The following is a 25,552-nucleotide window of genomic DNA, read 5'->3' as shown; positions in this document are numbered from 1 at the left end:
CCCGTGCCCACGACGTGACCCGGCCGCGACATGATCACATCATGAGACGGCTGATCATCTCGTTGGCGGCACTGGGCGCGCTGCTGGCGGGCGCCGCCCCCGCGCAGGCGGCGGCCAAGGACCCTGTCCAGGCGCTGAAGGCCGTTCTGGGCCCCGGGCGCGGCGTGAGCTTCACCGAGACGGCCACCCTCGCCGACGGCGCCTTCGAGCAGGCCGAGCTCCGGCGCAGGGGCGCCTTCGAGCTCGACGCCGAGGGGCGCGTCAAGGCCCTGGACGTCACCACCACCGGCGGCGTGCACGGTCCCGAGCGGGCCATCGGCTTCAACCACCGCATCGGCGGCACCAGCTACCGTTCCGGCGGTGTTGTGGGGAAGTGGCTGAAGAAGGGCAAGACCTGGTGGCAGGACCGCCACCAGACACACCTCTGGCACACCGAGCTGCTGGGGTATGACGAGCAGCTCGTCAACCCGGGCGAGCCCGCCACGCTGGCCGCCCTGCTGAGGAACGGGGTGCGGAGCGGCGACACCGTCACCGGCGCGATCACGTTCAAGGAGCTCGAGCGGGTCTCCCGGTGGGCGGAGCACGCCTCGCACATCGGCTGGGACGGGGGCACGAGAGTCTCCTACACCCTCACGCTGAGCCCGTCGGGCCTGGTCAGCGGGGTGCGGAGCACGTTCACGCTCGCCGCCGGCCTCGACGAGCTGGTGGGGAAGACCGTCCACGTCGACACCCGCTACGAGCGGTGGGGCGGCAAGGTGCCGATCAAGGCGCCGGACCCCCGGAAGACGACCTCCGAGCTGTGTGTCGAGAAGCTGTGCAAGTGGCGCCTGCCCGGCTGAGAGCTTGATCCCGGTTGACCTTGACACCGTGACAAGGTCTTCACTGGGGCCGAGGAGGTGGCCCCATGCCGCTGCAGGAGACGGTTACGGTTCAGGTCGTGCGAGGGTTGGCGGACGACGGTGCGTCGGTGCGGCTGCGGGCCGCGATGGCGGCCGGCACGACGCCTGACCCGGGGTTCGTCGGCGCGCTCGTCGAGCGGTGCGCGGTCGAGCCCGACTTCCAGGTGCGGGAGATGCTGACGTGGGCGCTCACGCGCCATCCGGCGTCGCTGACGGTCCCGGTGCTGGTAGAGGAAGTACGCTCGGAGCGGGCGCAGGCACGGAGCCAGGCGCTGCACACCCTGTCCAAGATCGGGGATCGGCGGGCCTGGCCGGCGATCACGCCGCGGGTGCTGGCCGACGCCGACGACGAGGTGGCGCGGAGCGCCTGGCGGGCGGCGGTCGCGCTCGCGCCCGAGGACGAGTGGCCGGAGCTGGCCGTGGCGCTGGCCGCGCAGCTCGGGCGGGGCGGGCGTGAGGTGCAGCTGAGCCTCAGCCGGGCGCTGGTGGCGCTCGGCGAGGTGATCGAGCCGGCCCTGCGCGTCGCCGCGGCGGACCACGACCCTCGGGTGCGCACGCACGCGGCGGCCACCGAGCTGCTGCTGCGCGACCCCGACGCCGGGTTCGAGTTCGCGATCGAGGAGGCCAAGCGCGCCGTGGCGCTCGGCGTGGAGTAAGAGCGTGGAGTGACAGGGTGGAGTGACAGGGTGGAGTGACAGGGTGGAGTGACAGGGTGGAGTGACAGGGTGAGCAGCAGCGACAGGTGAGGAGGAGCGGCAGGCGGTGCTGATCGGTGAGGTGGCGCGACGGTCCGGGGTCAGCGCGCGCATGCTCAGGCACTACGACGCGCTCGGCCTGGTGCGGCCGACGGGCCGCACCAGCGGCGGCTACCGGGAGTACTCCGCCGAGGACATCCGGCGGATCTTCCACATCGAGAGCCTGCGCTCGCTGGGGCTGTCGCTGCGTGACGTCGGCCGCGCGCTCGACGATCCCGACTTCACCCCGGACGCGCTCGTCGACGATCTCATCCGCCGGACCCAGGAGCGCATCGCCGCCGAGACGGAGCTGCTGACGCGGCTGCGCCGGATCGGCGCGGCGGAGCCGGAGGGGTGGGAGGACATCCTCCAGGCCGTCGCGCTCCTCCAGGCGCTGGGCTCGAAGAGCGCCGGGAGGCGGCAGCACGCGGCCCTGTCGTCGGTCCAGGAGGCGGCGGTGCCGGTGGAGGCGCTGGCCGAGGCGGTGCTCAGCGAGTCGAACCCGCACGTCGCGGGCGCGCTGCGCTGGGCACTGGCGCGCTCGGGCGGCGACGGGCCGGCGCTGCTGGCCGAGGGTCTGTCCTCGCCGGCGGCCGAGGTGCGCGAGCGCGCCGTCCGGTCCCTCGCCGAGCTTCCCGGCGAGGAGGCGGCCGCGCCGCTGCGCGACGCCCTGGCGAGCCCGGACCCGGTGGTCCGCAGGCACGCGGCCCTGGCCCTGGGGCCGCGCGGGGTGGCCGACGCGGTCCCGACGCTCGTCGACATGGTCGTCGAGGGGACGAAGGACGTCGAGGCGGCCGACGCGCTCAGCGCGCTGGCGGCCGATCCCGCGCTGGCCGACCGGATCGCCACCATGCTCGCCGATCGCCTCGCCCCCGCGGGAGTCGATCCGGCGGCACGCCGGCGGCTGCCTCAGGCGCTCGCCGACATCCCGGGCGCCGTGGCCTCCCGGACCCTGACGGAGCTGTCCCAGGACGGGGACCGTGCCGTCGCGCTCACCGCGTCCTACGTCCTCGGGCTGCGCGACGCCCCCTGACGGTCATCCCGCGGCGCGGACCCGGGACTTGGCCAGGTAGTACAGTCCTGTCGCCAGCCCGGTGACCAGCAGCACGAGCCCCAGCGCGATCATCACCGCGATGACCGGCCAGCGCAGCCCGTCGGGCACGTGCAGCGCCAGGAACCAGGACCGCTCGGCCGCGCCGCCGGACAGCATGAGCGCGGGGACGACGCCCTGCGCCACCAGCGGCACCCAGCACAGCGTCAGGCTGACGATCACGTACGCGCGCCGCCCGGCCGGGGCCAGGTCGAGCCCGAGCCGTTCCAGCCAGGCGTCGGGCCGCTGCGGCCGGACCCGGTGGGCCGCCGTCACCCGGGGCGGGACCAGAGGCAGGGACGGGCGGCGGCGGGCGGGCCGGGAGCCGGTGCGCAGCAGGTGGAGGAGCTCCGGCGCGGTGCGGCCCAGGACGGCCGCGGCGACCCGGCCGAGCAGCCAGGCCAGCGCCGCTCCGCTCACCACGCCCACCACGGGCCCCGCCCACACGGGACCGAGGCGTACGGCGAAGAAGGCGGGCGCGGCGCAGGCCGCGGTGAGGATCAGCACCAGCAGCACCTGGGTGAAGTCGGTGCCGTTGTCCAGCAGGTTGCCGCCGCGCCGGTGCGGGTCGGCCATCGGCACCGGGCGCAGCACCGAGACGAGCACGGTCACGCCGGCGCCGCCGCCCAGCAGCGCGGGGACGAGCGCGGCCGGCCACGGCCACAGCGCGTACTGCCCGGAGAGCGCCGTGAAGGCGATCGTCAGGACGAGGGTGGGCGGCGCGGCGACCAGCAGCCAGCCGAGCTGGCGGCCCCGGACGTCGTGCCGGGCGGCGCCGGGGATCATCAGCTTGCCCCACAGCTCGGTGCCGTCCTCGCCGTAGAGGTTGGCCGACACGGCGGCGGTCCACAGCGCGAACAGCAGCCCGGTCCACGGCAGGAAGACGGGCGCGCCGACGGCCAGCGGCAGCAGGCAGAACACCATCGCGTAGCCGAGCGCGAAGCACGCGAGGTGGAAACGCAGCAGGTCACGGGTCCAGGTGCGCAGCTCGCGGGCGGCGACGGCGGTGACCGGGCCGCGTACCCACCGGTCGGCGGAGGCGCGCACGGGCCGCCCGCTCGCCCGGCGCGTGGTCAACCGGCGGCGCAGCAGCACCGACCAGCCGGCCAGGCAGGCGACGCCGAGCGCCGCCAGCCCGGCGAGGGCCGCGGCCGTGGTGAGCCAGTCGCCGCGCCCGGCCGCCCGGACGGCGGTCAGGCCCCACCCGGACGGCAGGGCGTGCACCCAGGCGGAGAACGCCGGGGGGAACCCGGTGCGCAGCGCCTCCCCCACCAGCGGCGACAGCACCCAGCCCGAGTGCGTCCCGGCCAGGAGGGCGGCGCTGACGTACCCGGCCAGCGCCGCTCCCGTGCGCGACCGCATGACCTGGCCGAGCAGCGCGGTGACCAGCTTGGACGCCAGGACCGTGCCGCCGAGCTGCAGCACGGCGGCGAGCACGCCGACGGCGACGGCCGCCGGCCCGAGCCCGGCCGTGACGCCCGCGACCACGAGCGCGGCGAGCGCCACCAGCGTGACCACGGGGGCGACGCCGACGAACGCGGTCGCGGCCAGCCCCGTCGCCAGCGCGCGGTGCGTGAACGAGTGCAGCGCGAAATGCTCCGGGCGCAGCGTCTCGTCGCCGCCGCCGAACAGCGCCGGGCCCAGCAGCCAGCCCGCCGTCCACACGGCCAGCGCGGCGGCGACGAGGTCGAACCGCAGCTCGGCGACGGGGTAGTGCTGTCCGGCCAGCAGCAGGACGCCCGCGGCCAGCGCGAGCCCCACCAGCCCGCCGGTGATCATCTGGGCCGCGCGCGGGCCGGTCATGGAGTTGCGCAGGACGGCCAGCTTCATCCGGATCAGGACGCCAGCCACGCCAGCTCCCCCACCTCAGGCAGCTGGCCGCCGACCAGGCTCACGAACCGCTCCTCCAGGCTCAGACCGCCGCGCACCGCCGCCAGCGGCCCGGCGGCCACGACCCGGCCGGACGCGATCACGGCCACGTGGTCGCAGAGCTGCTCCACCACGGCCATGACGTGGCTGGACAGCACGACCGTCCCGCCGCCCTCGACGTAGCGGCGCAGGATGACCTTGATCGTCGCCGCCGAGACGGGGTCGACCGCCTCCAGCGGCTCGTCCAGCACCAGCAGCCTCGGCGCGTGCAGCAGCGCGGTGGCCAGCCCGATCTTCTTGCGCATGCCGGTCGAGTACTCCATCACCAGCGTGCGGCCGGCGCCGTCCAGGTCCAGGACGGCCAGCAGCTCGTCCGCGCGCCGGTCGACGTCGGCGCGGTCCATGCCGCGCAGCAGCCCGGTGAAGCGCAGCAGCTCGCGGCCGGTCAGCCGTTCGGGCAGGGCGAGCCCGTCGGGCAGGACGCCGATGAGGCGCTTGGCGGCGGGCGCGTCGGCCCACACGTCGACGCCGAAGATCTCGGCGCGGCCCGCGTCCGGCCGCAGCAGGCCGATCGCCATGGACAAGGAGGTGGTCTTACCCGCCCCGTTGGGCCCGACCAGGCCGAAGAACGACCCGTCGGGCACCTCCAGGTCGAGGGCGTCGACCGCGCGCTTGGGCCCGAACGTCTTGGACAGGCCGGCGAGCCGCAGCGCCGGCGGATGGCCACGCATGACTTCCCCTTCATGCTCTGAACGGCACGTGTCGTACCGTTTCGAGGGCAAGTGTGCGGGCGGCGTTCCGCTCGTGTCAATACGGCACGTGCCGTGCCATTCGCTGTGGTCAGCGGTTGCGCAGCTCCGCCGCCACCGCGCGTTCGCGCAGCCGCTCGGCCTCCGCCCGGGACGCCTCCAGCTCGGCCCGCAGATCCTCCAGCCGCGCCCGCTCCAGCCGCAGGTCGAGCAGCACCTGGTCACGCTCGCGCCCGGCCGCCGCCGTCTCCTCCCGGGCGCGCTCGCTCTCCCGCCGCGCCCGCTCGGCCTCCTCGGCGGCCTGTACGGCCTGCGCGCGGGCCTCCTCGGTGCGCGCCTGGGCCGCCTCGACGCGCTCGGCCAGCTCCTGAACGGCCTGATCCCTGGCCCGCTCGACCAGCTCGACGTGCCGCGCCGCCTCCTCGGCCCGCCGCTCGGCCGCCTCCGCGCGCCGCCCCGCCTCCTCCGCGGCCTGCAACGCCTGCCGCTCGGTGCTGGCCGCCTCCCGCAGCGCGGCGAGCGCCTGCTCCCTGGCCCGTTCGGCGTCGGCCAGCGCGGTGTCACGCTCGGCCTCGGCCTCCTCCAGCCGCACCCGCATGTCGGCCGTCTGCCGCCGGGCGTGCTCGGTGGCCTCGCGGGCCAGTCGTACCTGCTCGAAGGCCTGCTCGCGCTCGGTGCGCGCGATCGCCACCCGCGTGTATGCTTCCGCCTGCACGGCGCTGAGCCGGGCCTCGACCCCGGCGGGGCTCAGCTCCTCGGCCAGCGCCCGCGCCAGCGGCTCGATGGCCGCCGCGAGCCCGCTCTCCATCCGCTCGTAGAGCTGCTCGGCCCTGGCCAGCGCCCCTTCCAAGCCCGGTGTGGCCCGCCGCAGCTCCCGCTCGCGCTTGGCCGTGGCCTGGCAGTCGCGGCCCGGACAGTATTCCTTGGGCCGGCCCCGGCCCCGCTTCTGCTCGATCGCCGCTCCGCACTGCTTGCACGGGGTCACGGTGACGGCGTCGTCCGGGGCGGTCATTGGCGCACTCTAGCATTTCTGTTTTCCAGAAATTGGAATTCAGAAATTCGGTCACACGACGGCTTGACTCTCACGTGACGTGAGTCCGTACGGTCACCGGCATGGCGAAGAAGAAGATGACGTCCCCCCTCACCGCCGAGGAGAAGCGTGAGGTCTGGGGCGAGTGGGCCGACCGGGAAGAGGAGTACCTGGACGAGGTCGAGCAGCGGTGGGGCGACTCCGAGGCGTACGCCCAGTCGGCGAAGCGGGTCGCGACCTACGGCAAGGAGGACTGGGAGCGGATCAAGAGCGACAACGCGGCGATCGAGGCGCGCATCCGCGAGCTGATGGACGCCGGCGCCGACCCGGCCGGCGAGGCGGCCATGGACGTGGCCGAGGCGCAGCGGCAGCACATCTCGCGCTGGTTCTACGACACCACGCACGACTTCCACGTGCTGAAGGGCGAGCTGTACGTGGACGACCCGCGCTTCCGGGCGGGCATCGAGGCCGGCACGCGGCCGGGCGCGGCCGAGTGGCTGCGCGAGGCGATCCGCGCCAACGCCGAGCGGTTCAGCCGCGCGTGACGCCGCCGACGACCGTGGTCACCATCCGGTGCACGGCGTCCGGCTCGGGCCGGGCGCCGGTGCGGTCGGCGTAGAGCAGGTGGCCGGCGCCGATCAGGGTGGCGCCGAGCGTGTCGACGTCGGCGTCGGCGGCGACGCGGCCCAGCTCGCGTTCGGCGGCGAGGTAGGCGGCCAGCATGGTCGCGGCCTCCGTCAGGACCGGGATGCCGACGGGCCACGTCTCGCGCAGCCGGGCGCGCAGCTCGTCGCGGAAGACGACGAGCGCGACGATCGCCACCGCGACCGACTCGAACAGGGCCGACAGCGCGGCCGTGAGGTTGCCGGCGACGGTCCCGGTGCCCGCGGCCTCGCGCAGGGCGGTGATCTGCGGGGCCATCCGGTGGACGCGGTCGAGCACGAACTCGGCGAGGAAGGCGTCGAAGTCGGCGAAGTGCCGGTGCAGGACGCCCTTGGCGCAGCCCGCCTCGGTGGTCACCGCCCGGCTGGTCAGCGCGTTGGGCCCGTCGCGGAGCAGGATGCGCTCGGCCGCGTCGAACAGCTGATCGCGCACGTCGCGAATGGCCACACCGGTCGGCATCGTGCGTCCCCCTTGTCGAGTGGGCAGTTGCCCACTATGGTGGGCGCATGCCCACTATACCGTTGGGGGCCTCCGAGCCCCATCATGCCCGGCAGGTCGCCGAGGGGTTCGGCGCGGACGCGACCCTCTACGACCGGACCCGCCCCCGCTATCCCGGCGCCCTGATCGAGCGGATCGTCGCGAGCAGTCCCGGAGCCGACCTGCTCGACGTCGGCAGCGGCACCGGGATCGAGGCCCGGCAGTTCCAGGAGGCGGGCTGCCGCGTGCTCGGCGTCGAGCCCGACGAGCGGATGGCCGCCTTCGCCCGCCGCACCGGGGTCGAGACCGAGGTGGCGGCCTTCGAGACCTGGGACCGCGCCGGCCGGACCTTCGACGCGGTCGTCTCCGGGCAGGCCTGGCACTGGGTGGACCCGGTCGCGGGCGCCGCCAGGGCCGCGGAGGCGCTGCGGCCCGGCGGCCGGCTGGCGCTGTTCTGGAACGCGTTCCAGCCTCCGGCCGACTTCGCGGAAGCCTGCGCGGAGGTCTACCGCAGGGTGCTGCCCGAGCTGCCGATCTTCAGCCGTACGGTGCCCGACGTGGAGACGTACACCGCACTGCTGGACAGGGCCGAGGACGGCTTCCGGAAGGCGGACGCGTTCGACGAGCCGGAGCGGTGGCGCTTCGACTGGGAACGGCGCTACACCCGGGACGAGTGGCTGGAACAGGTTCCGACGTTCGGCGGCCACAACCAGCTCCCGCCCGGCAAGCTCCGCGACGTCCTGGCGGGCGTCGGCGCCGCCGTCGACGCCTTGGGGGGCGCCTTCACGATGGGGTACGCCGCGGTCGTGGTCACCGCGCGGCGTCGCCCGTGACGTGAAGGGCGGCTATCCGGCCCTCTCCCGCAGCCGGGCGGCCTGGCGGGTCAGGTGGTCGCGCTCGGCCGGGTTCGGCGCCTCCCCGGCGGCCTCCGCGTAGAGCCGTGCCGCCGTCACCAGGTCGCCTGCCCGCTCGTGCAGATACGCGGCGGCGGCGGTGTGGCGCGGCAAGGCCGGGTCCAGCTCCGCCAGGGCCGCCAGCCCTGCCCGGGGGCCGTCGGCCTCGCCCAGGGCGACCGCCCGGTTGAGCCGCGCCACCGGGCTGCCGGTGAGCCGCACGAGCTCGTCGTACCACTCGACGATCTGCACCCAGTCGGTCTCCTCGGCCGTCCTGGCGTCGGCGTGCAGCGCGGCGATGGCCGCCTGGGCCTGGAACTCGCCCAGGCGGTCGCGGGCCAGCGCCGCCTGGAGGATGTCGACGCCCTCGGCGATCAGGCGGGTGTCCCACAGGCCGCGGTCCTGCTCGGCGAGCGGCACCAGGCTGCCGTCGGCGGCCGTGCGCGCCGGGCGCCGCGCGTGGTGCAGCAGCATGAGCGCGAGCAGCCCCGCGACCTCCTCGTGACTGGTCATGGCCGCGAGCCGGCGGGTGAGCCGGATCGCCTCGGCGGCCAGGTCGACCTCACCCGAGTAGCCCTCGTTGAACACCAGGTAGAGCACCCGCAGCACGGTCGCGAGGTCGCCCGGCCGGTCGAACCGGACCCCCGAGACGATCCGCTTGGCCCGGCTGATCCGCTGGGCCATCGTCGCCTCCGGCACCAGGTACGCCTGGGCGATCTGCCGCGTCGTCAGGCCGCCCACCGCGCGCAGCGTGAGCGCCACCGCCGAGGCGGGCGTCAGCGACGGGTGCGCGCAGAGGAAGTAGAGCTGGAGCGTGTCGTCCACCGCCGGGCCGGGGACCGGCGGCGGCTCCTCCTCGACCCGGGCTTCGCGGTGCCGCCGGGAGGCGTCGGCGCGGGCGGCGTCGAGGAACCGGCGCCACGCCACGGTGATCAGCCAGCCCTTGGGGTCGCGCGGCGGGTCGTCCGGCCACACGCGCACGGCCTCGGCCAGCGACTCCTGCACGGCGTCCTCGGCCCCGGCGAAGTCGGCTCCGCGACGGACGAGAACGCCGATCACCTCGGGGGTGAGGATCCGCAGCAGGGAGTCGTCCACCGCCCGTCACTCCGCGCCGGCCGGCGCGTCGCTCAGCAGCGGGCGGACCTCCAGCCACTCGCGGACCGGCTCGCCGCCCGCACCCGGGGCCGCCGACAACTCGGCGGCCAGTTCGAGCGCCCGGTCGTAGCTCTCGACGTCGATGAGCATCCAGCCGGCGATCAGGTCCTTGGTCTCGGCGAACGGGCCGTCGGTGACCGGCGGCCGGCCCTCCCCGTCGTAGCGGACGAACGTGCCCTCCGGCGAGAGCGCCCGGCTGTCGACGTACTCGCCGGACTCCACCAGCCGGTCGGCGAAGTCCCGCATGTACTGCACGTGGGCCGCCAGCTCCTCGGGCGTCCACCGGTCCATCGGCACGTCGTTGACCGCGGCCGGCGCGCCCCGGTAGTGCTTGAGCAGCAGGTACTTGGCCATTGTGTTCTCCTTCAGGCGGGCGGCCTCAAGGTGTGCCGAGGTCGCCCGTGGGTCCATGAGTTCCTTCCCATCGGTGTCATCCTGCCCTCGATCGCCGCCCGCCGTACGGGACGCCCTCGACCTCAGCGCGTGAGCGTCCGCTCGTGCTCCTCCTCGTCCAGGGCGACCTTCTCCCCGCCGTACGCGAGCGACATGCGGGCGCGCAGCCGGCCGAGCGGGCCGCGCAGCCGGGCGGGCGGGACCTCGGAGGCGGCGGGGGCGGCGTCGGCGAGCATCGGCACGGGCTCCTTGCCGCGCAGGTGCGCCTCCATGTCCTCGGCCAGCGGCGCGTGCACCTCGGTGAACGCGCCGCCGGGCAGCCGCTTGATCACGCCGGTCGGCAGGCCGTGCCCGACGAGCTCGGCGTCGGAGCGCTGCAGGCCCAGGCAGATCCGGTACGTGATGACGTACGCGAGCACGGGCCCGGCGATCACCAGCACGCGACCGGCGTAGGTGGTGGTGTTCAGGCTGATGTGGAAGGTGGCGGAGAGCTCGTCGTTGGCCCCCAGCAGCCACAGCACGCCGTAGAAGACGACGGTGGTCATGCCGATCGCGGTGCGGTGCGGGTTGTTGCGCGGCCGGTCGAGGACGTGGTGCTCGCGCTGGTCGCCGGTGATCCAGCGTTCCAGGAACGGGTAGAGCACCATGCCCGTGAGCACGAGGCCGAGCGGCACCAGCGCCGGGACGACGACGCTCAGCGGCACCGTGCCCGCCTGGCCGGTGCCGAACAGGTTGACCTCCCAGGCGGGCATCAGGCGCAGCGCGCCCTCCAGGAAGCCCAGGTAGAAGTCGGGCTGGGAGCCGGCCGAGATGTCGGCCGGGGTGTAGGGCCCGTACAGCCACACGGGGTTGATCTGGGCGAAGCTGGCGAGCCCGGCCACCGAGCCCAGCGTGAACAGGAAGAACGCGCCGGTCTTGGCCATGAACGACGGGTAGAGCGGGGCGCCCACGACGTTCTTGCGGGTGCGGCCCTTGCCCGGCATCTGGGTGTGCTTCTGCACCCACATCAGCACCAGGTGCACCGAGACGAGCGCCAGCAGGATGCCCGGGATGAGCAGGATGTGCAGCGCGTAGAAGCGGGAGACGACGTCCTCGCCCGGATACTCGCCGCCGAACAGCAGGAAGGTCGCGTACGTGCCGACCACCGGCAGCGACATGAGCACGCCCTGGGTCACCCGCAGGCCGGCGCCCGACAGCAGGTCGTCGGGGAGCGAGTAGCCCGTCAGGCCCTCCAGCAGGGCCAGCGCGAGCATCGTGACGCCGATGACCCAGGTGAGCTCGCGCGGCTTGCGGTAGGCGCCGGTGAAGAACACGCGCAGCGCGTGGACCATCATGCCGCCGATGAACAGCAGGGCGGACCAGTGGTGGATCTGCCGGATGAGCAGCCCGCCGCGCACCTCGAAGCTGATCTTCAGAGTGGAGGCGTACGCCTCCGACATCTGCACGCCCTTCAGCGGGGCGTACACGCCGTCGTAGACCACGTGGCTCATGCTCGGCTTGAACCAGAACGTCAGGAACGTGCCGGTGAGCAGCAGGATGACGAAGGAGTAGAGCGCGATCTCGCCCAGCAGGAAGGACCAGTGGTCGGGGAAGATCTTGCGCAGGTTGCGGTTCAGGAAGCGGGCCGCTCCCAGGCGTTCGTCGAGGAACGACGATGTCCGGGCGACGCCGCCGGGGACCGTTTCCATGCGTGCTACTTCCTTTCTGTCCGCGTTCACCACTAAGACGCCGCAGGGCCAGGAAATGTGACATCGGCGACGTCGCACGGGGTGGCCCGATGTCACAATCGGCGCGCCTGCGGCGTCTTATGGGCGACTGACGCACGTTCGAGACACGGCGAGGTGAGCCATGGCGATCCCTTCACACACCGGCCCCGGCTCGTGGCACATCGTCCTGGAGGCGACCGAGGCGAAGCTGACGGCGCGCGGCCTGAAGGGGCCCCGGCTCCTGTTCGCGCCCACGCGCCTCGACGGCGCCTTCTACCTGCGGCCCGACGCCGCCCTGGCGGGCTTCGCGCTGGAGCTGCCCCTGCCCTCGCACCGGGCCGAGCCGCCGGTGCTGCGCTGGGAGTCGGCCGAGCTCGACCGCGACGGGCACGCCTGGCTGCGCTTCGGCAGCCAGGCGGTGCGCTCCCCCGTCACGGTCATGTGCGCGGAGATCCCCGGTGAGCGGCCCTACGTGAAGATCGTCCTGGAGACCGTGTTCTCCTCGCGGAACCTGCGGCTGCCCGCCTGGTTCCTGCCGAGGACGGTCACGCTGCGGCTGTTCACCGAGCTCCGCCCCTGGTGATCGGGGGCGGTCCTCACCACGAGATCGGGCCGAGCCGGTCGCTGAAGGTCCCGGTCGGCCCGTCCGCGCCGATCGTCGCGAGCCTGACGATCGAGTCGGTGCCCTCGGTGACGGTCAGCGTCCCGGTGTGGTGGTTCATGTCGGTGGCGGCGTAGGTGCGGTTCACGACCTCGCCGGGCGTGATGGCGTTGAACTTGATCTCCGGGAGCGCCTGCGCGTAACGGACGGTGAGCATGTTCAGCGCGGCCTTGGACGAGGCGTAGGCGAGCTCGTGCATCGACGCGGAGGGCTGGTCCGGGTCGGTGATCACCGCGAAGGAGCCGGCGCCGCTCGACACCATCACCACCCGCGGGCACTCGGCCTCGCGCAGCAGGGGCAGGAACGCGTGCGTGACCCTGACCGGCCCGTACACGTTCGTGTCGTAGACGGCGTGGATCTCCTCCGCCGTCGCGTCGGCGGGCGGGACGCCCCTGCCGGACGCGCCGGCGTTGTTGATCAGCACGTCCAGCCGGTCGGTGTGCTCCCGGACGAGCGTGACGGCGGCGGCCACCGACTCCTCCGACGTCACGTCCAGCGGCACCAGGACCACGTGCGCGCCGCCCGCGGCCAGCTTGCCGGCCGCCTCCCGCCCCCGGCCCTCGTCACGCGAGCCGAGAAAGATCGTCCACCCCAGCTCGCCGAGCCGCCGGGCGGCCTCCAGGCCCAGCCCCTTGTTGCCCCCGGTGATCAGCGCCGACGTCGTACGGACTGCCATGTCCACTCCCCATGTCATGTGCGGGTCGTTCATTCGGTCGGCCATGAAGATGCCGGTGACCCGGCCTTTGTGACGTCGAGATGTCACAGATTCGGGGGAAGTGGCATCTTGTGCACGAAACCGATGGCGCACGACCAGTCAGGAGCACTCATGTCCAGCGGCGCGGATCCCGCCACCGAGGCGTTCGTCGCCCACCGCAACCTGCTGTTCACGGTCGCGTACGAGATGCTCGGCTCCGCCGCCGACGCCGAGGACGTGCTGCAGGAGACCTGGATGCGCTGGGCGGGCGTCGACCTCGGGGTCGTGCAGGACCCGCGCGCCTACCTGGTCAAGATCACCACCCGGCAGGCGCTGATGCGACTGCGCGCCCTGGGCCGGCGCAAGGAGTCCTACGTCGGGCCGTGGCTGCCCGAGCCGCTGCTGACCGCGCCCGACGTGGCCGAGGACGTGGAGCTGGCCGACAGCGTGTCGATGGCGATGCTGCTGGTGCTGGAGACGCTCACGCCGACCGAGCGGGCGGTGTTCGTGCTGCGCGAGGTGTTCGACGTGGGCTACGACGAGATCGCCGACGCCGTGGGCAAGAGCGCGGCCGCCGTGCGGCAGATCGCCCACCGGGCCCGCTCCCACGTGGCCGCCCGCCGGCCGCGCGGCGACGCCTCGCCCGCCGAGATCCGGGGCGCGCTGGAGGCGTTCCGGCGCGCGGTCGAGACGGGCGACCTGCAGGGGCTGCTCGACATCCTCGCCCCCGACGTCGTCGTCCTGAGCGACGGCGGCGGCGTCAAGCAGGCGCTGCTGCGGCCCGTGCGCGGCGCCGAGCGGGTCGTCCGCGTCTTCGCCACCGGCCTGAAGAGGTTCGGCGCCGCGATGTCGCTCGAACCGGCGCAGGTCAACGGCGGCCCCGCGATGCTGATCCGGCTCGACGGCGAGCTCGACGGCGTCCTGGCCGTGCGGGTCGAGCACGGCCTGGTCACCGGCCTGTACTACGTGCGCAACCCGGAGAAGCTGTCGCGCGTGACGAGCGAGACCACCATTCACCTGTGACCCGCGCGGGCTAGCGGTTGTAGAGCCGCCGCGCCAGCAGGTAGCCGGTCAGCGCGATGACCGCGCTCCACACCGCCGCCTGTGCCAGGCTCGCCCCCGGCGCGCGCCCGTCCAGCAGCGCGCGCAGGGACTCGATCACCGGCGTGAACGGCTGGTTCTCGGCGAACCAGCGCAGCCCGGCCGGCATCGACTCCGGCGGGACGAAGCCGCTGCCCAGGAACGGCAGCATCATCAGCGGCATCGGCAGGTTGCTGGCCGTGGCGACGCTCTTGGACATCAGCGCGAGCGCCACCGCCAGCCAGGTGATCGCGAAGGTGAACATCGCCAGCACCGCGCCCACGCCGAGCCAGTCCAGCACCGAGGCGGCCGGGCGGAAGCCGATCAGCAGCGCCGCCAGCAGCACCACCGCCATCGCGATGAACGTCTGCACCATCGCGCCGAGCACGTGCCCGGTCAGGACCGAGACCCGGGCGATGGCCATCGTCTTGAACCTGGCGATGATGCCTTCGGTCATGTCGGTGGCCACCGAGATCGCGGTCCCCTGCGCGGCCGCCGCGACCGTCATGATCAAGATGCCGGGAGTGAGGTAGCCGGTGTAGGCGGCCCGGTCGCCGCCGATGCCCACGCCCATCGTCCCGCCCAGGACGAAGACGAACAGCAGCAGGAACACCACGGGCACGGCCGCGAACGTGATGATCAGCGTCGGGTAGCGCCAGATGTGCTTGACCTGGCGGCGCAGCATCGTGACCGAGTCGACGACCGCGTTCATCGGGCGGGCTCCTTGGTGAGGGTGAGGAAGACGTCGTCCAGGTCCGGGCTGTGCACGGTCAGCTCGGCGACCTCGACGGCCTGGCCGTCCAGCCAGTCGAGCAGCTTCTTCAGCGTCCTGACGCCGCCCTCGTTGGGGATCTGTGCGGTCAGCGTCGCGTCGTTGCGCGAGGAGGCGCCCAGGTGCGGGACCACCCTGCGGTAGCCGTCGGCGTCGGCGAAACGCACGACCACGCGGCCGCCCGGCACCAGCCGCTTGAGCTCGTCCGGAGTGCCCTCGGCGACCAGCCCGCCCTGGCTGAGCAGGGCGATGCGGCCGGCCAGCTCGTCGGCCTCCTCCAGGTACTGCGTGGTCAGGAAGATGGTGACGCCGTCCTGCTCGACCAGGTCGCGGACGATCTGCCACATCGTGCGGCGGCTGCGCGGGTCCAGGCCGGTGGTCGGCTCGTCGAGGAAGATGAGCCGGGGCGTGCCGACCATCGTCATCGCCAGGTCGAGCCTGCGCCGCATGCCGCCCGAGTAGGTGGCCGCCGGCTTGCCCGCGGCCTCCGTGAGGTCGAAGCGCTTCAGCAGGTCGCGGGCGCGGGCCCGGCCCGCGCGGCCGAGGTGGAGCAGGTCGGCCATGAGCCGCAGGTTCTCCTCGCCGGTGAGGAAGCCGTCCACGGCCGAGAACTGGCCGGTGACGCCGATCGCGGCACGCACCTTGTCGGGCTCCGCGGCCAGGTCGTGCCCCGCCACCCGGATCTCGCCGGCGTCGGCCTTGATCAGCGTGGACAGGATCTGCACCGTGGTGGTCTTGCCCGCGCCGTTGGGGCCGAGCAGGGAGAAGATCGTGCCCTGCGGGATGGTGAGGTCGATGCCGTCCAGGACGCGGTGCGGCCCGTACGCCTTGCGCAGCCCGGTCACCGAGATAGCGGCGTCCGCCACCGCGCTCACCTCCGGTCCCAGGTGACGGGCAGGCTGATGACGCCCTGCACCTGCGTGGGGTCGGTGCGCGTCCGCACCTCGTGCTCCGGCACGGCCAGGCGCAGGCCCGGGAAGCGGGCGAGCAGCGCGGGGAAGGCGACGCGCATCTCGACGCGGGCGAGCTGCTGGCCGAGGCACTGGTGCACGCCGTGGCCGAACGCGAGGTGCCCGGCGGTGGCGCGGCGCAGGTCGAGCAGGTCGGGGTCGGGGAACTTGGCCGGGTCCCGGTTGGCGACGTCGAGCGCGACGACGACCGTGTCGCCCGCCTTGAGCTGGACGCCGTCGAGCTCGACGTCCTCCCGCACGCCGCGCATGCCGAGGGCGGCGATGGACAGGTAGCGCAGCAGCTCCTCGACGGCGCCGCCGATCAGGCCGGGGTCGGCGCGCAGGGCGGCGAGCTGCGCGGGGTTGCGCAGCAGGGCGTAGGTGCCGAGCGCGAGCATGTTGGCGGTGGTGTCGAGCCCGGCGCTGAGCAGGAAGGCGGCCACGCCGCCGAGCTCGTCGTCGTCCAGCTCGCCGCCCCGCGCCAGGTCGCTGAGGAGGTCGTCGGTCGGCTGGGCGCGCTTGGCGAGCGCGAGCTCCCGCAGGTACACGCCGAGCTCGGCGAACGCGGTGTACTGGGCCTCGGCGGCCTCCGCCGTCCCGGCGTCGGCGAGCGTCCGCGTCTGGTCCTGGAACCGGTCGCGGTCCTCGTACGGGACGCCGAGCAGCTCGCAGATCATGAGCGCGGGGACGGGCCGGGCGAAGACGTCGAGCAGGTCGGCGGGCGGCCCCTGCCGTTCCATGACGTCGAGCCGCTCGCGGGTGAGCTCGGTGACCCGTTCGGTGAGCAGGTTCATCCGGCGGACGGTGAACCGGCCCGTGAGCAGCTTGCGGAAGCGGGTGTGCTCGGGGGCGTCCATGCCGGTCAGGTCGCCGACGGGGGCCGGCGGCAGGTGCCCGCCCATCAGCGGGTGGTACAGGGTCTCGTAGCGGGAGCTGAAGCGCGGGTCGGCGAGGATCTGCCGGACCGCCCCGTAGCCGGTGGCCAGCCACACGCCGGGCGCGCCCTCGGGCGTGGCCAGGCGGGCGATCGGCCGCTCGGCACGCAGGGCGGTGAGCGCGGGGGCGGGATCGAAGGGGCAGCCGGGCGCGCGGTCCAGGGACGGGGCGACCGGCTCATCGCGATAGTACGTGTTCGACATACATTGAAAGCTACGTTGCGTTCGGAAATGCTGTCAATCAATCGGATTGTATTTGCGCAGTTCAGAGCCGTGAAACTGGTGCAATGACGATGGGGGCGAATGCACCGACTTGTTGCAATGGATGGCGGCGAACGCAATACTGACGGCATGCCTGGAGGACGCTTGACCCAGCGGGACCGGCAGCGCATCTCGGCCGGGCTCGCCCAGGGGCTGCCCTATGCCGAGATCGCCCGGCGGCTCGACCGGCCGACCTCGACGATCAGCCGGGAGATCGCCCGCAACGGCGGTCCCGCCGCCTACCGGCCCGAGCAGGCCCACCGGGCGACCGAGCGGCGGGCCCGGCGCGGCCCCCACGCCGCTCCCCGGTCCGCCGGATCGGCCGACGGCGATGCCGGCCGGGCCGCCGAGGCCGAGGACACCGTCGTCGAGATGGCGGTCGCGATGGGGCTGCCCAGGATGATGGCCCGCGTCCTCATCGCCCTGTGGCTGAGCGACGAGGGCAGGCTCACCTCGGCCGGGCTGTCCGACCGGCTCAAGGTCAGCCCCGCCTCGGTCTCCCTGGCCGTCGGCTACCTGATCCAGCAGGGGCTGATCAGGCGCGAGCGCGATCCGCAACGCCGCCGCGACGTCTACGTGGTCGACGACGACGCCTGGTACCAGGCGATCGTGACCAGCGCGTGGCAGACGCTCCACGCGGCGGAGACCGCCAAGCAGGCGGGCGAGAGCTTCGGCCCCGAGACGCCCGTCGGACGCCGCCTCGCCCACGGCGGCGCCTTCCTGGAGCGGATCAGCCTCGACGTCCTGGAGTCCGCCGAACGCTGGCGCCACCTGCTGCCGTGACCGGCGCCTGGTCAGGTCCGGTCCTAGGCGCGTTCCTTGCCGAACGTGACCTCGGGGTGTCGCGGTGACGGCCCGTCCAGCAGCGGCTGCCGCGTGCCCCTCAGATGCCGGTCGAGGAAGGCCGCCACGTACGTGCGGGTGAGCTCCACGGCGCGCCCCGCCGCCATGATCCCGGTGGTGGGTTTGACGCCGAAGGCGGCCGTCAGCACCGGCCCGTCGGTGAACGACTGGTGCTCCGCCCCGGCCACGACGAGCCGGCGCTTCCACCCGGTCAGCAGCTTCCAGTCCCGGTCCCACGAGCCGTCGCCGCCGCCGGGCCCGTGCTGCGGAGTGCCGACGAACATGAACGGCCGCGCGAGCCCGCCCCGGGGAATCCTGGCGTAGGTGCTGCCGTCCAGGTCGATCCCGGCGCGTACCCGGGGGTCCGTCACCATGGCCGCCAGGGCGGCGGCCCCGCCGATCGACTGGCCCGCCATCGCGATCCTGCCCGGATCGACCAGCCCGGTGTCCGCCAGCCGGTCCAGGACGAACGACACGTCGGCCGCCCGGCCGCGCACCACGCGGGCGCCGAAGCCGGGGTCGGTGTCGCTGTCGCAGGCCAGGCACTCCGCGACCGTCCCGTCCCGCCACGTGGTCGCGTAGCTCTCGTGGGTGTGGTCGATCCCCGCCACCGCGTACCCCCGGCTGGCCAGGTCCTCGGCCAGCGACGTGAGCAGGCTGACCGGCTTGGTGAAGCCGGGCGACAGCACCACCAGCGGCAGCTCGCGCCCCGCCGGCTCGGCGTCCTTGACGGCGTGCGTCCGCGTCCGGCTCAGCAGGTCGTACGGGACGCCCGCGATCCGGCCGCCCTTCAGGTTGAGCTCCGACTCCTTCGGCGTCATGTACGGCGCTGGCTCCCCGTCCCGCCGCTCGGCCGGGTACCACAGCGTGACCTTGAGCCGCCGGGTCCGGGCGTCGGGATCCCAGGGGTCGGGGCGGGAGTCGTCCTCCACGTACATGGTCCTGGTGCCGACCCGGTGCGGGCCGGTGGGGGCGGGCAGCGTGGCGGGACCGGCCGGCGGGGCCGGGGCGGCGGCCGTCCGGGGCGGGGCGGGCGCGCCGCACGCGGTCGCCAGCGTGACGACGGCGAGCGCCGCCAGGATCGCTCTCATGAGGCCTCCCTCAACAGGCGCAGGCCCTGCGCCAGCGCGGGATCGCGCCCGGCGGCGGCGTCGCGCGGGGGCAGGGGCGCGTAGTGGTCGGGCGGCACGCCGATCCGGTCGATCACCTCGCGGCGCGGCCCGAGATGGCGCTTGCCCGGCAGGCTCAGCGTGGTGTGGTTGCCGAGCCGGTACGCCTGCGCCGGGCCGGAGATCACCCCGGCGGTCCTGGTGCCGACCAGCCGCCCCGCGCCCAGGGCCTTGACGGCGGAGCTGAAGTGCTCGCACGCCGAGGCGCAGCTGCGGTCGACGAGCACGACCAGCGGCAGGCCGACCAGCTCGACGGTGTCGTCGGTGCGCGACGCCTCGCACCGGCCGTCGCCCGCGCACTGGTAGGCGGTGACCTGGCCGTGCGCGAACGCACTCACCAGCCGCACCGCCTCGTCCGGGCTGCCGCCGCCGTTGCCGCGCAGGTCCAGCACGACACCGGCGAGCGTCCGGCCCGCGCGCAGCCGCGCGATCGCCCTGAGCGCCCGGTTCGCCGAGTCGGGCGCGAACCCGGCCACCCGTACGTAGGCGACGTCGTCGTCCAGCAGCCTCGACCGCACCACCTGCAGCTCGGCCAGGTCCCGCTGGTAGAGGCCGGGCCTGAGCGTCACGCTCCAGCGGCGGCCGGTACTCTCCCGCAGCAGGCTCAGCCGGACCGGCCGGGCCCGCGGGTAGGGCTCGTACAGGGCGGCGATCGCGGCCGTGGCCTTCCCGCCGATGAACGGGGCCGATCCGTCGATCGACTCGATCACGTCGCCGGGCCGCAGCCCGGCGGCCCGCGCCGCGCCGCCGTGCACGGCCGTGACGAACAGCGGGGGCACGGCGGCGGCGGGGTTGCCGTGCACCTGCGGGCCGTCGGCGCTCGCCTGGAGGCCCAGGCCGTAGCCGTCGCCGTCGTAGTGGCCCGGCGGCCGGGCGAGGCCGTGCGTCCAGCGGGCGTGGTTGTCGCCGAGGCTGGCCACGATGGCCTCCAGGGTGACGACGGCCGGCTGGTCGCCCAGCCCGGGGACCTGGCCGGTGATCTTCCGGAAGGCGGTCTCGAACGCGGCCCAGTCGGCCTTCCGGTCGCCGGTCAGCGCGGGCATGGTGGCTTCGGGCAGGTCGCGGCCGTGGCGGTCGAGTTCACGCGCCAGCGCGGCGAACCCGGCGGTCAGCAGCGAGCGGGCGTCCAGGGCGGCGCCGCCGTAGTAGGAGCCGAGGATGCAGAAGTACGCCTGCTCGATGACGTCGATCGTGGTGGCCGTCTCGGCGGCGGGCGGGCCCGCGGGCCGCTCGCAGGCGGTCCCGGCCGCTGTGCCGCCCGTGCCGCCCTGGCCGCGCGGCGGCGCGGGCGCCGTGCACGCGGTGGCGGCCAGGAGCAGGGCGAGCCCGGCGGCCGCTGTCCTGGCCGTCATGACAGGCGCCTCCGCACCCACCGGAAGGACAGCCCCGTCAGGGCGGCGGTGAGCAGCGCGTAGATGCCGGTCTCCATCCACTGCAGCGCCCAGAAGCGGTCGAGGGGCTGGTAGGCGGCCCGCTGCCGGTAGCCGAGCCGGCTGAGCTCGGCCAGGCAGGCCCCCGGGCCCTGCCGCGCCTGCTGTGTCCCGCAGGGCCCGGACGTGACGGAGACGCCGTGGACGACCGCCTCGTCACCGCTCGCGGCCAGCGTGCGGCCCGAACCGTCGATGAGCTCGCTCGACAGCACCCACGCCCCCGTGTGCCCGGGGATCGCCTGGGTCAGGGTCACCGTGGTCAGCCCGTCGCGGCGCACGCCGAACATGTCGACGTTCTCCTGGGCGAGGTCGAACGTCGAGGTGACCGGCGGCATCAGGTGCGGCCTGACCAGCAGCGGCATGGCGACCTGGACCGCGGTGAAGACGAGCAGCGTGAGCGCCATCGCGGGCAGCGTCCGCTTGACGAGCATGCCGATGCTCACGCCGAGGACGAAGGCGAAGGCCGCGAACCCGAGCGGAAGGATGCCGCGCGCGCTGAACACCAGCGGGTCCATGAGCGCGAAGCCCTCCGGCGCCGACTGGTCGAGCGGGCCCGACCACCAGGTGACCGCGAGCCCGCTGACCCCGGCGGCGGCGGCCGCGACCAGGCCGGTGAGGGCCAGCTTGACCGCCAGCCAGCGCCTGCGGGTGATGCCCTGGTTCCACACCAGCAGGTGGGTGCCGGCCTCCAGCTCGCGGGTGATCAGCGGCGCCCCCCAGAAGAGGCCGACGAGAGCGGGCAGGATCAGGACCACGAGGGTGCCGGCCAGGAACGGCATCCGGTACGCGTCGAAGAACCGGTCGTAGAAGTGCAGGCACTCCGCGCCGGGCGCGCAGGCGGCGAGCCCGGCCGCGTAGTCGGCGGCCAGCCGCGAGCCGGTCGGCGCCAGGACGGCGGCGAGCGCCACGAGCAGGGCGGACGTCATCAGGGCCGCGCCGCGGAACTGCCGCCAGGTGAGCCAGATCATCGCCGCACCTCCAGGGCGGGCCGCGGGCCGGCGGCGGTGGAATCGTCCATGTACGCCAGGACCAGGTCCTCCAGCGTGAGCCGGCTGACCGTCCACGCCGGGTCGAGGATCGGCCGGTCGGTGCGGACGACGTACGTGCTCTGCCGGTCGGTGTGCCGGGCGGAGACGACGTGCTGGTCGGCGGGCAGCGTGCCGGGGTCGCGGCGCGGGCCGGTGAGGCGGTGGTGGGTGGCCAGCAGCCGCTCGGCCTCCCCCGCGATCCGGACCCGGGAGTCGACCAGCACGATCAGGTAGTCGCACGTCCGTTCCAGGTCGGAGACCAGGTGGGAGGAGAGCACGACGCTGAGCTCGTGCTCGACCGTCGCCTCCATCAGCCCTTGCAGGAACTCGCGGCGGGCCAGCGGGTCGAGCGAGGCGACCGGCTCGTCCAGGATCAGCAGCTCGGGCCGCTTGGCCAGGCCGAGGGTCAGGGCGAGCTGGGCGCGCTGGCCGCCGGACAGCCGGCCGGCGCGCTGGGCGGGGTCGAGGCCGAGCCGGGCGATCCGCTCGCGCGCCGTCGCGGCGTCCCAGCCGGTGTTGAGCCGGGCGCCCAGCCGCAGGTGCTCGGCGACGCTCAGCCCGGCGTAGACGGGGGTGTCCTGGGCGACGAAGCCGACCTTGGCCAGTTGCGCGGGCCCGGCGGCGGGCCGGCCGCCCAGCACCGACAGCCCGCCGGTCGTCGGCTGAAGCTGGCCGCCGGCCAGCTTCAGCAGCGTGGTCTTGCCGGCTCCGTTGGGCCCGACCAGCCCGACGACGTGCCCGTCGGGGATGTCGATGGTGCACTCGCGTAACGCCCAGCGCCTGCCGTATCGCTTGCCCAGCCCGCGGGCCTCCAAGACGGAACTCACGCGATGTCCTCCTGTGCGGCGGTCCTGAATGTGGTCATGAAGAGGGCCTCGATGCTCTCGTCGTCGAGCCCGGCTCGGCGCGCCTTGGCCAGCCAGTGCCGCAGCTCCAGCCGCAGCGGGCCGTGCGCGGCCAGCGACGTGCCGGCGAGCGTCGCCGTCACGAACGTCCCGACGCCCGGCCGGGCGGCGACCAGGCCCTCGTGCTCGAGCTCCCGGTACGCCTTGAGGACGGTGTTGGCGTTGATCGCCAACTGCGCCACGACCTCCTTGAGGGTCGGGAGCTGGTCGCCCTCGTGGAGCAGCCCCAGCCGGAGCGCGTGCCGTACCTGCTGGACGATCTGCTGGTAGGGCGCGAGGCCGGACTTGGCGTCCAGGTAGAACTCGATCACCGTTTCTCCATTTATCTAGCGTTCTAGGACATTAGATGGTTGCAGATATGGCCGGGGTTAACTACTCCGTAAGCGCGCACGACCTGCACAGGACCCGCACACAGGCTGCGCGGCGCCCGCAAACCCGTCTGCTTTGATGACGCCGTGCCCGAGGGGACAAGGAGCCGAACCGTCATGCGTCATCCCACAGAACACCCGCCCCGGCGCGCCGTCCGGGCCGTCCTGCGCAGCCCCGTGGCCGCCGCGCTCGCCGTCGCCGTCGTCCTGGCGGGCGCGGGCACGGCCGCCGCCAACGACTGGGTGCCGATCTTCCGGACCGAGCGGATCGAGCCGGTCGGTGTCGGCGCCGCCGACCTCGTCGCCCTGCCCGACCTGAGCGCGTACGGCGACGTCGTGGTGACCGGCGGCGACGGGCCGCGCGAGGTCCCGGACGCGGCGGCCGCCAAGGCGCGCACCGGGCTCGACGTGCCCGTGGTGCGCACGCTGCCGCGCGGCGTCGCCGGCGAGCCCGTCCACCAGGTCGTGGGCGAGATGACCGCGACGTTCACGTTCTCCGCGGACCGGGCCGGCAAGGCCGCCGCCGAGGCCGGGCAGCCGCTGCCGCCGCCCCCGCCGGGGCTGGACGGGCAGCGGGTGCGCCTGGTCGCCGGGCCCGGTGTGGCCGGGATCTGGTCGCAGCCCGCCGGGGTGCCCGCCCTCGTCGTCGGCCGCGCCGTCGCGCCCCGCGCGCTGTCGTCCGGCGTCCCGTACGCGAGCGTGCGCGACTACCTGCTGACGCTGCCCGGCCTGCCGGACGAGGCCGCCGCGCTGCTGCGCGCGTTCGGCCCGGAGCGGGACACCCTGCCGCTGCCCGTGCCGGCCGGGCGGTTCACCACCTCCCGGGCGAGCGTGCACGGGGTGCCGGCCACGGTGATCGCCACCCGCGACCGGACGCTGGCGGCCGTCGTGTGGGTGGACGGCGGCGTGGTGACCGCCGTGGCGGGCGCGCTGGACGCCGCCGAGGTGCTGGCGGTCGCCCGGGACCTCCGATGACCGGCGGCACGCCGCCGAGCCCGCCCGCCGTGCGGTGCTCGGGCCTGCGCAGGCGCTACGGCAGGCGGCCCGCCGTCGAGGACGTGTCGCTGGAGGTGGGCCGCGGCGAGGTGGTCGGGCTGCTCGGCCCGAACGGCGCCGGCAAGTCCACGGTGATCAAGATGCTGCTCGGCCTGGTCCGCCCCGACGCGGGCGAGGCGGTGCTGCTCGGCCGGCCCGCGGGCGATCCCGCCTCCCGCGCCCGCGTCGGCTACCTGCCGGAGCTCTTCCGCTACCAGCCGTGGCTGAGCGCGGCCGAGGTGCTGGCCCTCCACGTCAGGCTGGCGGGCGTCACCGTGCCCGCGCCGGAGCGGCACGACTGCCTGTCCCTCGTCGGGCTGGGCGAGCGCGCCGCCGACCGCGTGGGCGGCTTCTCCAAGGGGATGCAGCAGCGGCTCGGCCTGGCGGTCGCCCTGGTGGCCCGGCCCGAGCTGGTGATCCTGGACGAGCCGACCAGCGCGCTGGACCCGCTCGGCCGCGCCGACGTGCGCGACATCGTCCTGGCGCTGAAGGCGCGCGGCGTCGCCGTGCTGCTCAACTCGCACCTCATCGGCGAGGTCGAACGGGTCTGCGACCGCGTCGTCATCCTCGACCGGGGCCGGGTCGCCGCGTCCGGGACCCTCGGCGAGTTGCTCGGGCGGCGCGAGCTGCGGCTGCGCCTGACGGACCTCTCCCCCGAGGCGCAGGCGCGGCTGGCCGCGACCGGGGACGTGCGGCGGGACGGCGACGGGTTCACCGTGGCGCTGCCGGCCGGCGACGACGAGGCGGCCGTCCCTGAGCTGGTGCGCGACCTGGTCGCGCTCGGCGTGCGCGTGCACGCGGTCGAGCCGGCGCGCGTCAGCCTGGAGGAGCGCCTGCTCGGCATCCTGCGGGCCGGTCAGGAGGACGCCGCATGACGGTCCTCACCGTCGCCGCGCTCACCCTGCGCGAGGCCTCCCGGCGGCGCGCGCTGCTGGCCGTCGTCGTGCTCACGGCCGCGCTGCTCCTGCTGAGCGGCTGGGGGTTCTCCCGGCTGGCGGCGGAGAGCGGCCTCGGCACGCTCACCAGCGGCCAGGCCAGGCTGGCTGCCTCCCAGCTGCTCAACCTGGTGATGTTCGGCCTCAGCCTGATCGCGGCGCTCGGCACCGCCTTCCTCGCCGGGCCCACGCTGTCGGGCGAGACCGAGTCGGGCATCGCGCTCGCGGTGCTGGCCCGGCCGGTCCGCCGCTCGGCGGTGCTGCTGGGCAAGTGGCTGGGCCTGGCCGCGTTCGGCAGCGGCTTCGTCGTGCTCGCCGGGCTGGCGCAGTGCCTCGTCGTCCTGGCGACGGTCGGCTACTGGCCGCCGCGACCGGCGACCGCCCTGGCGCTGCTCGCCGGGCAGACGGTCGTGCTGCTCACGCTGGGCCTGCTGCTGGCCACGGTCGTCTCGCCGATGGCCTCCGGCGTCGTCGCGGTGGGGCTGTTCGGCGCCACCTGGGTCGCCGGGGTGGTGGGCGGCATCGGCGAGGCGCTCGGCAACGAGGGCGTCGCGCGCGTCGGCGCCGTCTCACGGATGCTGCTGCCCACCGACGGGCTGTGGCGCGGCGCCATGCACGCCTTGCAGGACCCGGTCGTCCTGGCGCGGTTCGGCGCCGAGTTCGACGGCTTCCCGTTCCTGGGCGAGGCGCCGCTCTCGGCCGCCTACCTCGGGTGGGCGGCGGCGTGGGTGGCGATGATGTGGGCGCTCACCGCGGTGTCCTTCCAGCACAGGGATCTGTGACTGGTACGGGCCTTCGCCCCGCTTTACGATCGAATGGTGGAGATCC

At 74.3% G+C, this 25,552-nt stretch carries 27 protein-coding genes and 1 pseudogene; 12 read left to right on the top strand and 16 right to left on the bottom strand.

Annotated features, from left to right (window positions below; translation table 11 throughout):
* Positions 1-41: 41 nt before the first annotated feature.
* The 3 genes from AB0G11_RS22830 to AB0G11_RS22820 all read left to right on the top strand — a co-directional run bounded on the left by AB0G11_RS22830 (position 42) and on the right by AB0G11_RS22820 (position 2,666).
* Positions 42-839, top strand: a complete 798-nt coding sequence (locus AB0G11_RS22830) for a hypothetical protein (protein WP_219507678.1) — start codon at positions 42-44, stop codon at positions 837-839.
* A gap of 65 nt (positions 840-904) precedes the next feature.
* Positions 905-1,555: a HEAT repeat domain-containing protein gene (locus AB0G11_RS22825; protein ID WP_357588000.1), complete on the top strand. Its 651-nt coding sequence runs from the start codon at positions 905-907 to the stop codon at positions 1,553-1,555.
* 106 nt (positions 1,556-1,661) lie between these two features.
* Positions 1,662-2,666, top strand: coding sequence for a MerR family transcriptional regulator (locus AB0G11_RS22820; RefSeq protein ID WP_357587998.1), 1,005 nt, complete (start codon positions 1,662-1,664; stop codon positions 2,664-2,666).
* 3 nt (positions 2,667-2,669) lie between these two features.
* On the opposite strand, the gene AB0G11_RS22815 is transcribed toward AB0G11_RS22820, so the two are convergent.
* The 3 genes from AB0G11_RS22815 to AB0G11_RS22805 form a co-directional block, all read right to left on the bottom strand.
* Positions 2,670-4,574 carry a hypothetical protein gene (locus tag AB0G11_RS22815; protein WP_357587996.1) on the bottom strand — a complete coding sequence of 635 codons (1,905 nt, stop codon included), beginning with the start codon at positions 4,572-4,574 and terminating at the stop codon, positions 2,670-2,672.
* Positions 4,559-5,323: an ABC transporter ATP-binding protein gene (locus AB0G11_RS22810; RefSeq protein WP_357587994.1), complete on the bottom strand. Its 765-nt coding sequence runs from the start codon at positions 5,321-5,323 to the stop codon at positions 4,559-4,561. The genes AB0G11_RS22815 and AB0G11_RS22810 overlap by 16 nt, the downstream gene beginning before the upstream one ends.
* 109 nt (positions 5,324-5,432) lie before the next feature.
* Positions 5,433-6,353: a hypothetical protein gene (locus AB0G11_RS22805; protein ID WP_219507669.1), complete on the bottom strand. Its 921-nt coding sequence runs from the start codon at positions 6,351-6,353 to the stop codon at positions 5,433-5,435.
* Between the two features lie 101 nt (positions 6,354-6,454).
* On the opposite strand from AB0G11_RS22805, the gene AB0G11_RS22800 reads away from it, so the two are divergent.
* Positions 6,455-6,916 (top strand): TipAS antibiotic-recognition domain-containing protein, encoded by a 462-nt coding sequence (locus AB0G11_RS22800; RefSeq protein ID WP_357587992.1) that lies wholly within the window; start codon positions 6,455-6,457, stop codon positions 6,914-6,916.
* Here AB0G11_RS22800 and AB0G11_RS22795 read toward each other — a convergent pair.
* A complete protein-coding gene (locus AB0G11_RS22795; protein WP_219507666.1) occupies positions 6,903-7,493 on the bottom strand; it encodes a TetR/AcrR family transcriptional regulator in 591 nt (196 codons plus the stop codon). The two genes, AB0G11_RS22800 and AB0G11_RS22795, sit on opposite strands and share 14 nt — an antisense overlap.
* Before the next feature lie 47 nt (positions 7,494-7,540).
* On the opposite strand from AB0G11_RS22795, the gene AB0G11_RS22790 reads away from it, so the two are divergent.
* A complete protein-coding gene (locus AB0G11_RS22790; RefSeq protein ID WP_357587990.1) occupies positions 7,541-8,344 on the top strand; it encodes a class I SAM-dependent methyltransferase in 804 nt (267 codons plus the stop codon).
* A 12-nt stretch (positions 8,345-8,356) separates the two neighbouring features.
* Here the strand turns inward: AB0G11_RS22790 and AB0G11_RS22785 are convergent, their stop codons facing one another.
* From AB0G11_RS22785 to AB0G11_RS22775, 3 genes are all read right to left on the bottom strand, one after another.
* The gene (locus AB0G11_RS22785; protein WP_357587988.1) at positions 8,357-9,499 is read right to left on the bottom strand and encodes a DUF6596 domain-containing protein; all 1,143 of its coding nucleotides are present in this window, start codon (positions 9,497-9,499) and stop codon (positions 8,357-8,359) included.
* A gap of 6 nt (positions 9,500-9,505) precedes the next feature.
* Positions 9,506-9,913, bottom strand: a complete 408-nt coding sequence (locus tag AB0G11_RS22780) for a YciI family protein (RefSeq protein ID WP_357587986.1) — start codon at positions 9,911-9,913, stop codon at positions 9,506-9,508.
* 122 nt (positions 9,914-10,035) lie between these two features.
* The gene (locus tag AB0G11_RS22775; RefSeq protein ID WP_357587984.1) at positions 10,036-11,640 is read right to left on the bottom strand and encodes a ubiquinol-cytochrome c reductase cytochrome b subunit; all 1,605 of its coding nucleotides are present in this window, start codon (positions 11,638-11,640) and stop codon (positions 10,036-10,038) included.
* Positions 11,641-11,800: 160 nt separating this feature from the next.
* Between AB0G11_RS22775 and AB0G11_RS22770 the strand changes: the two genes are divergently transcribed.
* On the top strand, positions 11,801-12,241 hold the full coding sequence (locus AB0G11_RS22770) for a hypothetical protein (RefSeq protein WP_357587982.1): 441 nt from the start codon (positions 11,801-11,803) through the stop codon (positions 12,239-12,241).
* Positions 12,242-12,254: 13 nt separating this feature from the next.
* On the opposite strand, the gene AB0G11_RS22765 is transcribed toward AB0G11_RS22770, so the two are convergent.
* Positions 12,255-12,995, bottom strand: coding sequence for an SDR family NAD(P)-dependent oxidoreductase (locus AB0G11_RS22765; RefSeq protein WP_219507655.1), 741 nt, complete (start codon positions 12,993-12,995; stop codon positions 12,255-12,257).
* Between the two features lie 150 nt (positions 12,996-13,145).
* Between AB0G11_RS22765 and AB0G11_RS22760 the strand changes: the two genes are divergently transcribed.
* Positions 13,146-14,036, top strand: coding sequence for an RNA polymerase sigma-70 factor (locus AB0G11_RS22760; protein ID WP_357587980.1), 891 nt, complete (start codon positions 13,146-13,148; stop codon positions 14,034-14,036).
* A gap of 10 nt (positions 14,037-14,046) precedes the next feature.
* On the opposite strand, the gene AB0G11_RS22755 is transcribed toward AB0G11_RS22760, so the two are convergent.
* The 3 genes from AB0G11_RS22755 to AB0G11_RS22745 are packed head-to-tail and all read right to left on the bottom strand — an operon-like array spanning position 14,047 to position 16,954.
* On the bottom strand, positions 14,047-14,805 hold the full coding sequence (locus AB0G11_RS22755) for an ABC transporter permease (RefSeq protein ID WP_357587978.1): 759 nt from the start codon (positions 14,803-14,805) through the stop codon (positions 14,047-14,049).
* Positions 14,802-15,731: an ATP-binding cassette domain-containing protein gene (locus tag AB0G11_RS22750; RefSeq protein ID WP_357587976.1), complete on the bottom strand. Its 930-nt coding sequence runs from the start codon at positions 15,729-15,731 to the stop codon at positions 14,802-14,804. The genes AB0G11_RS22755 and AB0G11_RS22750 overlap by 4 nt, the downstream gene beginning before the upstream one ends.
* Positions 15,732-15,736: 5 nt before the next feature.
* Positions 15,737-16,954 carry a cytochrome P450 gene (locus AB0G11_RS22745; RefSeq protein WP_219507647.1) on the bottom strand — a complete coding sequence of 406 codons (1,218 nt, stop codon included), beginning with the start codon at positions 16,952-16,954 and terminating at the stop codon, positions 15,737-15,739.
* A gap of 99 nt (positions 16,955-17,053) precedes the next feature.
* Between AB0G11_RS22745 and AB0G11_RS22740 the strand changes: the two are divergent.
* Positions 17,054-17,299: pseudogene (locus AB0G11_RS22740) on the top strand (helix-turn-helix domain-containing protein); the annotation flags it as partial.
* An 84-nt stretch (positions 17,300-17,383) separates the two neighbouring features.
* Positions 17,384-17,794, top strand: coding sequence for a helix-turn-helix domain-containing protein (locus tag AB0G11_RS22735; RefSeq protein ID WP_308125863.1), 411 nt, complete (start codon positions 17,384-17,386; stop codon positions 17,792-17,794).
* A gap of 23 nt (positions 17,795-17,817) precedes the next feature.
* Here the strand turns inward: AB0G11_RS22735 and AB0G11_RS22730 are convergent, their stop codons facing one another.
* The 5 genes from AB0G11_RS22730 to AB0G11_RS22710 are packed head-to-tail and all read right to left on the bottom strand — an operon-like array spanning position 17,818 to position 22,697.
* Positions 17,818-18,945 carry an alpha/beta hydrolase gene (locus AB0G11_RS22730; RefSeq protein WP_357587974.1) on the bottom strand — a complete coding sequence of 376 codons (1,128 nt, stop codon included), beginning with the start codon at positions 18,943-18,945 and terminating at the stop codon, positions 17,818-17,820.
* A complete protein-coding gene (locus tag AB0G11_RS22725; protein ID WP_357587972.1) occupies positions 18,942-20,375 on the bottom strand; it encodes a S41 family peptidase in 1,434 nt (477 codons plus the stop codon). The genes AB0G11_RS22730 and AB0G11_RS22725 overlap by 4 nt, the downstream gene beginning before the upstream one ends.
* The gene (locus AB0G11_RS22720) at positions 20,372-21,421 is read right to left on the bottom strand and encodes an ABC transporter permease (RefSeq protein WP_219507642.1); all 1,050 of its coding nucleotides are present in this window, start codon (positions 21,419-21,421) and stop codon (positions 20,372-20,374) included. The genes AB0G11_RS22725 and AB0G11_RS22720 overlap by 4 nt, the downstream gene beginning before the upstream one ends.
* Positions 21,418-22,308: an ABC transporter ATP-binding protein gene (locus tag AB0G11_RS22715; RefSeq protein WP_357587970.1), complete on the bottom strand. Its 891-nt coding sequence runs from the start codon at positions 22,306-22,308 to the stop codon at positions 21,418-21,420. Before AB0G11_RS22715 ends, AB0G11_RS22720 begins: the two co-directional genes overlap by 4 nt.
* Positions 22,305-22,697 carry a GntR family transcriptional regulator gene (locus AB0G11_RS22710; RefSeq protein WP_357587968.1) on the bottom strand — a complete coding sequence of 131 codons (393 nt, stop codon included), beginning with the start codon at positions 22,695-22,697 and terminating at the stop codon, positions 22,305-22,307. The genes AB0G11_RS22715 and AB0G11_RS22710 overlap by 4 nt, the downstream gene beginning before the upstream one ends.
* Before the next feature lie 174 nt (positions 22,698-22,871).
* Here AB0G11_RS22710 and AB0G11_RS22705 point away from each other — a divergent pair, with 174 nt between their 5' ends.
* From AB0G11_RS22705 to AB0G11_RS22695, 3 genes are read left to right on the top strand one after another with little or no spacing between them, the layout of a single operon-like run.
* Entirely contained in the window at positions 22,872-23,729 is an 858-nt protein-coding gene (locus AB0G11_RS22705) for a hypothetical protein (RefSeq protein WP_357587966.1), read from the top strand.
* Positions 23,726-24,664: an ABC transporter ATP-binding protein gene (locus AB0G11_RS22700; protein ID WP_219507639.1), complete on the top strand. Its 939-nt coding sequence runs from the start codon at positions 23,726-23,728 to the stop codon at positions 24,662-24,664. Before AB0G11_RS22705 ends, AB0G11_RS22700 begins: the two co-directional genes overlap by 4 nt.
* On the top strand, positions 24,661-25,506 hold the full coding sequence (locus tag AB0G11_RS22695; protein WP_357587964.1) for an ABC transporter permease subunit: 846 nt from the start codon (positions 24,661-24,663) through the stop codon (positions 25,504-25,506). The genes AB0G11_RS22700 and AB0G11_RS22695 overlap by 4 nt, the downstream gene beginning before the upstream one ends.
* Positions 25,507-25,552: the final 46 nt, after the last annotated feature.

It is taken from the genome of Nonomuraea sp. NPDC023979, assembly GCF_040639085.1.
Taxonomy (GTDB): domain Bacteria; phylum Actinomycetota; class Actinomycetes; order Streptosporangiales; family Streptosporangiaceae; genus Nonomuraea; species Nonomuraea ceibae.
This window is presented reverse-complemented; position numbering and strand designations above follow the sequence as displayed.

Bases quoted from the DNA above. Each gene is read 5' to 3' on its own strand.
- AB0G11_RS22795 (WP_219507666.1), bottom strand. From the start codon at position 7,493: ATGCCGACCGGTGTGGCCATTCGCGACGTGCGCGATCAGCTGTTCGAC.
- AB0G11_RS22700 (WP_219507639.1), top strand. From the start codon at position 23,726: ATGACCGGCGGCACGCCGCCGAGCCCGCCCGCCGTGCGGTGCTCGGGC.
- AB0G11_RS22735 (WP_308125863.1), top strand. From the start codon at position 17,384: ATGGCGGTCGCGATGGGGCTGCCCAGGATGATGGCCCGCGTCCTCATC.
- AB0G11_RS22760 (WP_357587980.1), top strand. From the start codon at position 13,146: ATGTCCAGCGGCGCGGATCCCGCCACCGAGGCGTTCGTCGCCCACCGC.
- AB0G11_RS22745 (WP_219507647.1), bottom strand. From the start codon at position 16,954: ATGTCGAACACGTACTATCGCGATGAGCCGGTCGCCCCGTCCCTGGAC.
- AB0G11_RS22805 (WP_219507669.1), bottom strand. From the start codon at position 6,353: ATGACCGCCCCGGACGACGCCGTCACCGTGACCCCGTGCAAGCAGTGC.
- AB0G11_RS22825 (WP_357588000.1), top strand. From the start codon at position 905: ATGCCGCTGCAGGAGACGGTTACGGTTCAGGTCGTGCGAGGGTTGGCG.
- AB0G11_RS22775 (WP_357587984.1), bottom strand. From the start codon at position 11,640: ATGGAAACGGTCCCCGGCGGCGTCGCCCGGACATCGTCGTTCCTCGAC.
- AB0G11_RS22720 (WP_219507642.1), bottom strand. From the start codon at position 21,421: ATGATCTGGCTCACCTGGCGGCAGTTCCGCGGCGCGGCCCTGATGACG.
- AB0G11_RS22770 (WP_357587982.1), top strand. From the start codon at position 11,801: ATGGCGATCCCTTCACACACCGGCCCCGGCTCGTGGCACATCGTCCTG.
- AB0G11_RS22830 (WP_219507678.1), top strand. From the start codon at position 42: ATGAGACGGCTGATCATCTCGTTGGCGGCACTGGGCGCGCTGCTGGCG.
- AB0G11_RS22705 (WP_357587966.1), top strand. From the start codon at position 22,872: ATGCGTCATCCCACAGAACACCCGCCCCGGCGCGCCGTCCGGGCCGTC.
- AB0G11_RS22810 (WP_357587994.1), bottom strand. From the start codon at position 5,323: ATGCGTGGCCATCCGCCGGCGCTGCGGCTCGCCGGCCTGTCCAAGACG.
- AB0G11_RS22765 (WP_219507655.1), bottom strand. From the start codon at position 12,995: ATGGCAGTCCGTACGACGTCGGCGCTGATCACCGGGGGCAACAAGGGG.
- AB0G11_RS22730 (WP_357587974.1), bottom strand. From the start codon at position 18,945: ATGAGAGCGATCCTGGCGGCGCTCGCCGTCGTCACGCTGGCGACCGCG.
- AB0G11_RS22755 (WP_357587978.1), bottom strand. From the start codon at position 14,805: ATGAACGCGGTCGTCGACTCGGTCACGATGCTGCGCCGCCAGGTCAAG.
- AB0G11_RS22800 (WP_357587992.1), top strand. From the start codon at position 6,455: ATGGCGAAGAAGAAGATGACGTCCCCCCTCACCGCCGAGGAGAAGCGT.
- AB0G11_RS22790 (WP_357587990.1), top strand. From the start codon at position 7,541: ATGCCCACTATACCGTTGGGGGCCTCCGAGCCCCATCATGCCCGGCAG.
- AB0G11_RS22725 (WP_357587972.1), bottom strand. From the start codon at position 20,375: ATGACGGCCAGGACAGCGGCCGCCGGGCTCGCCCTGCTCCTGGCCGCC.
- AB0G11_RS22695 (WP_357587964.1), top strand. From the start codon at position 24,661: ATGACGGTCCTCACCGTCGCCGCGCTCACCCTGCGCGAGGCCTCCCGG.
- AB0G11_RS22780 (WP_357587986.1), bottom strand. From the start codon at position 9,913: ATGGCCAAGTACCTGCTGCTCAAGCACTACCGGGGCGCGCCGGCCGCG.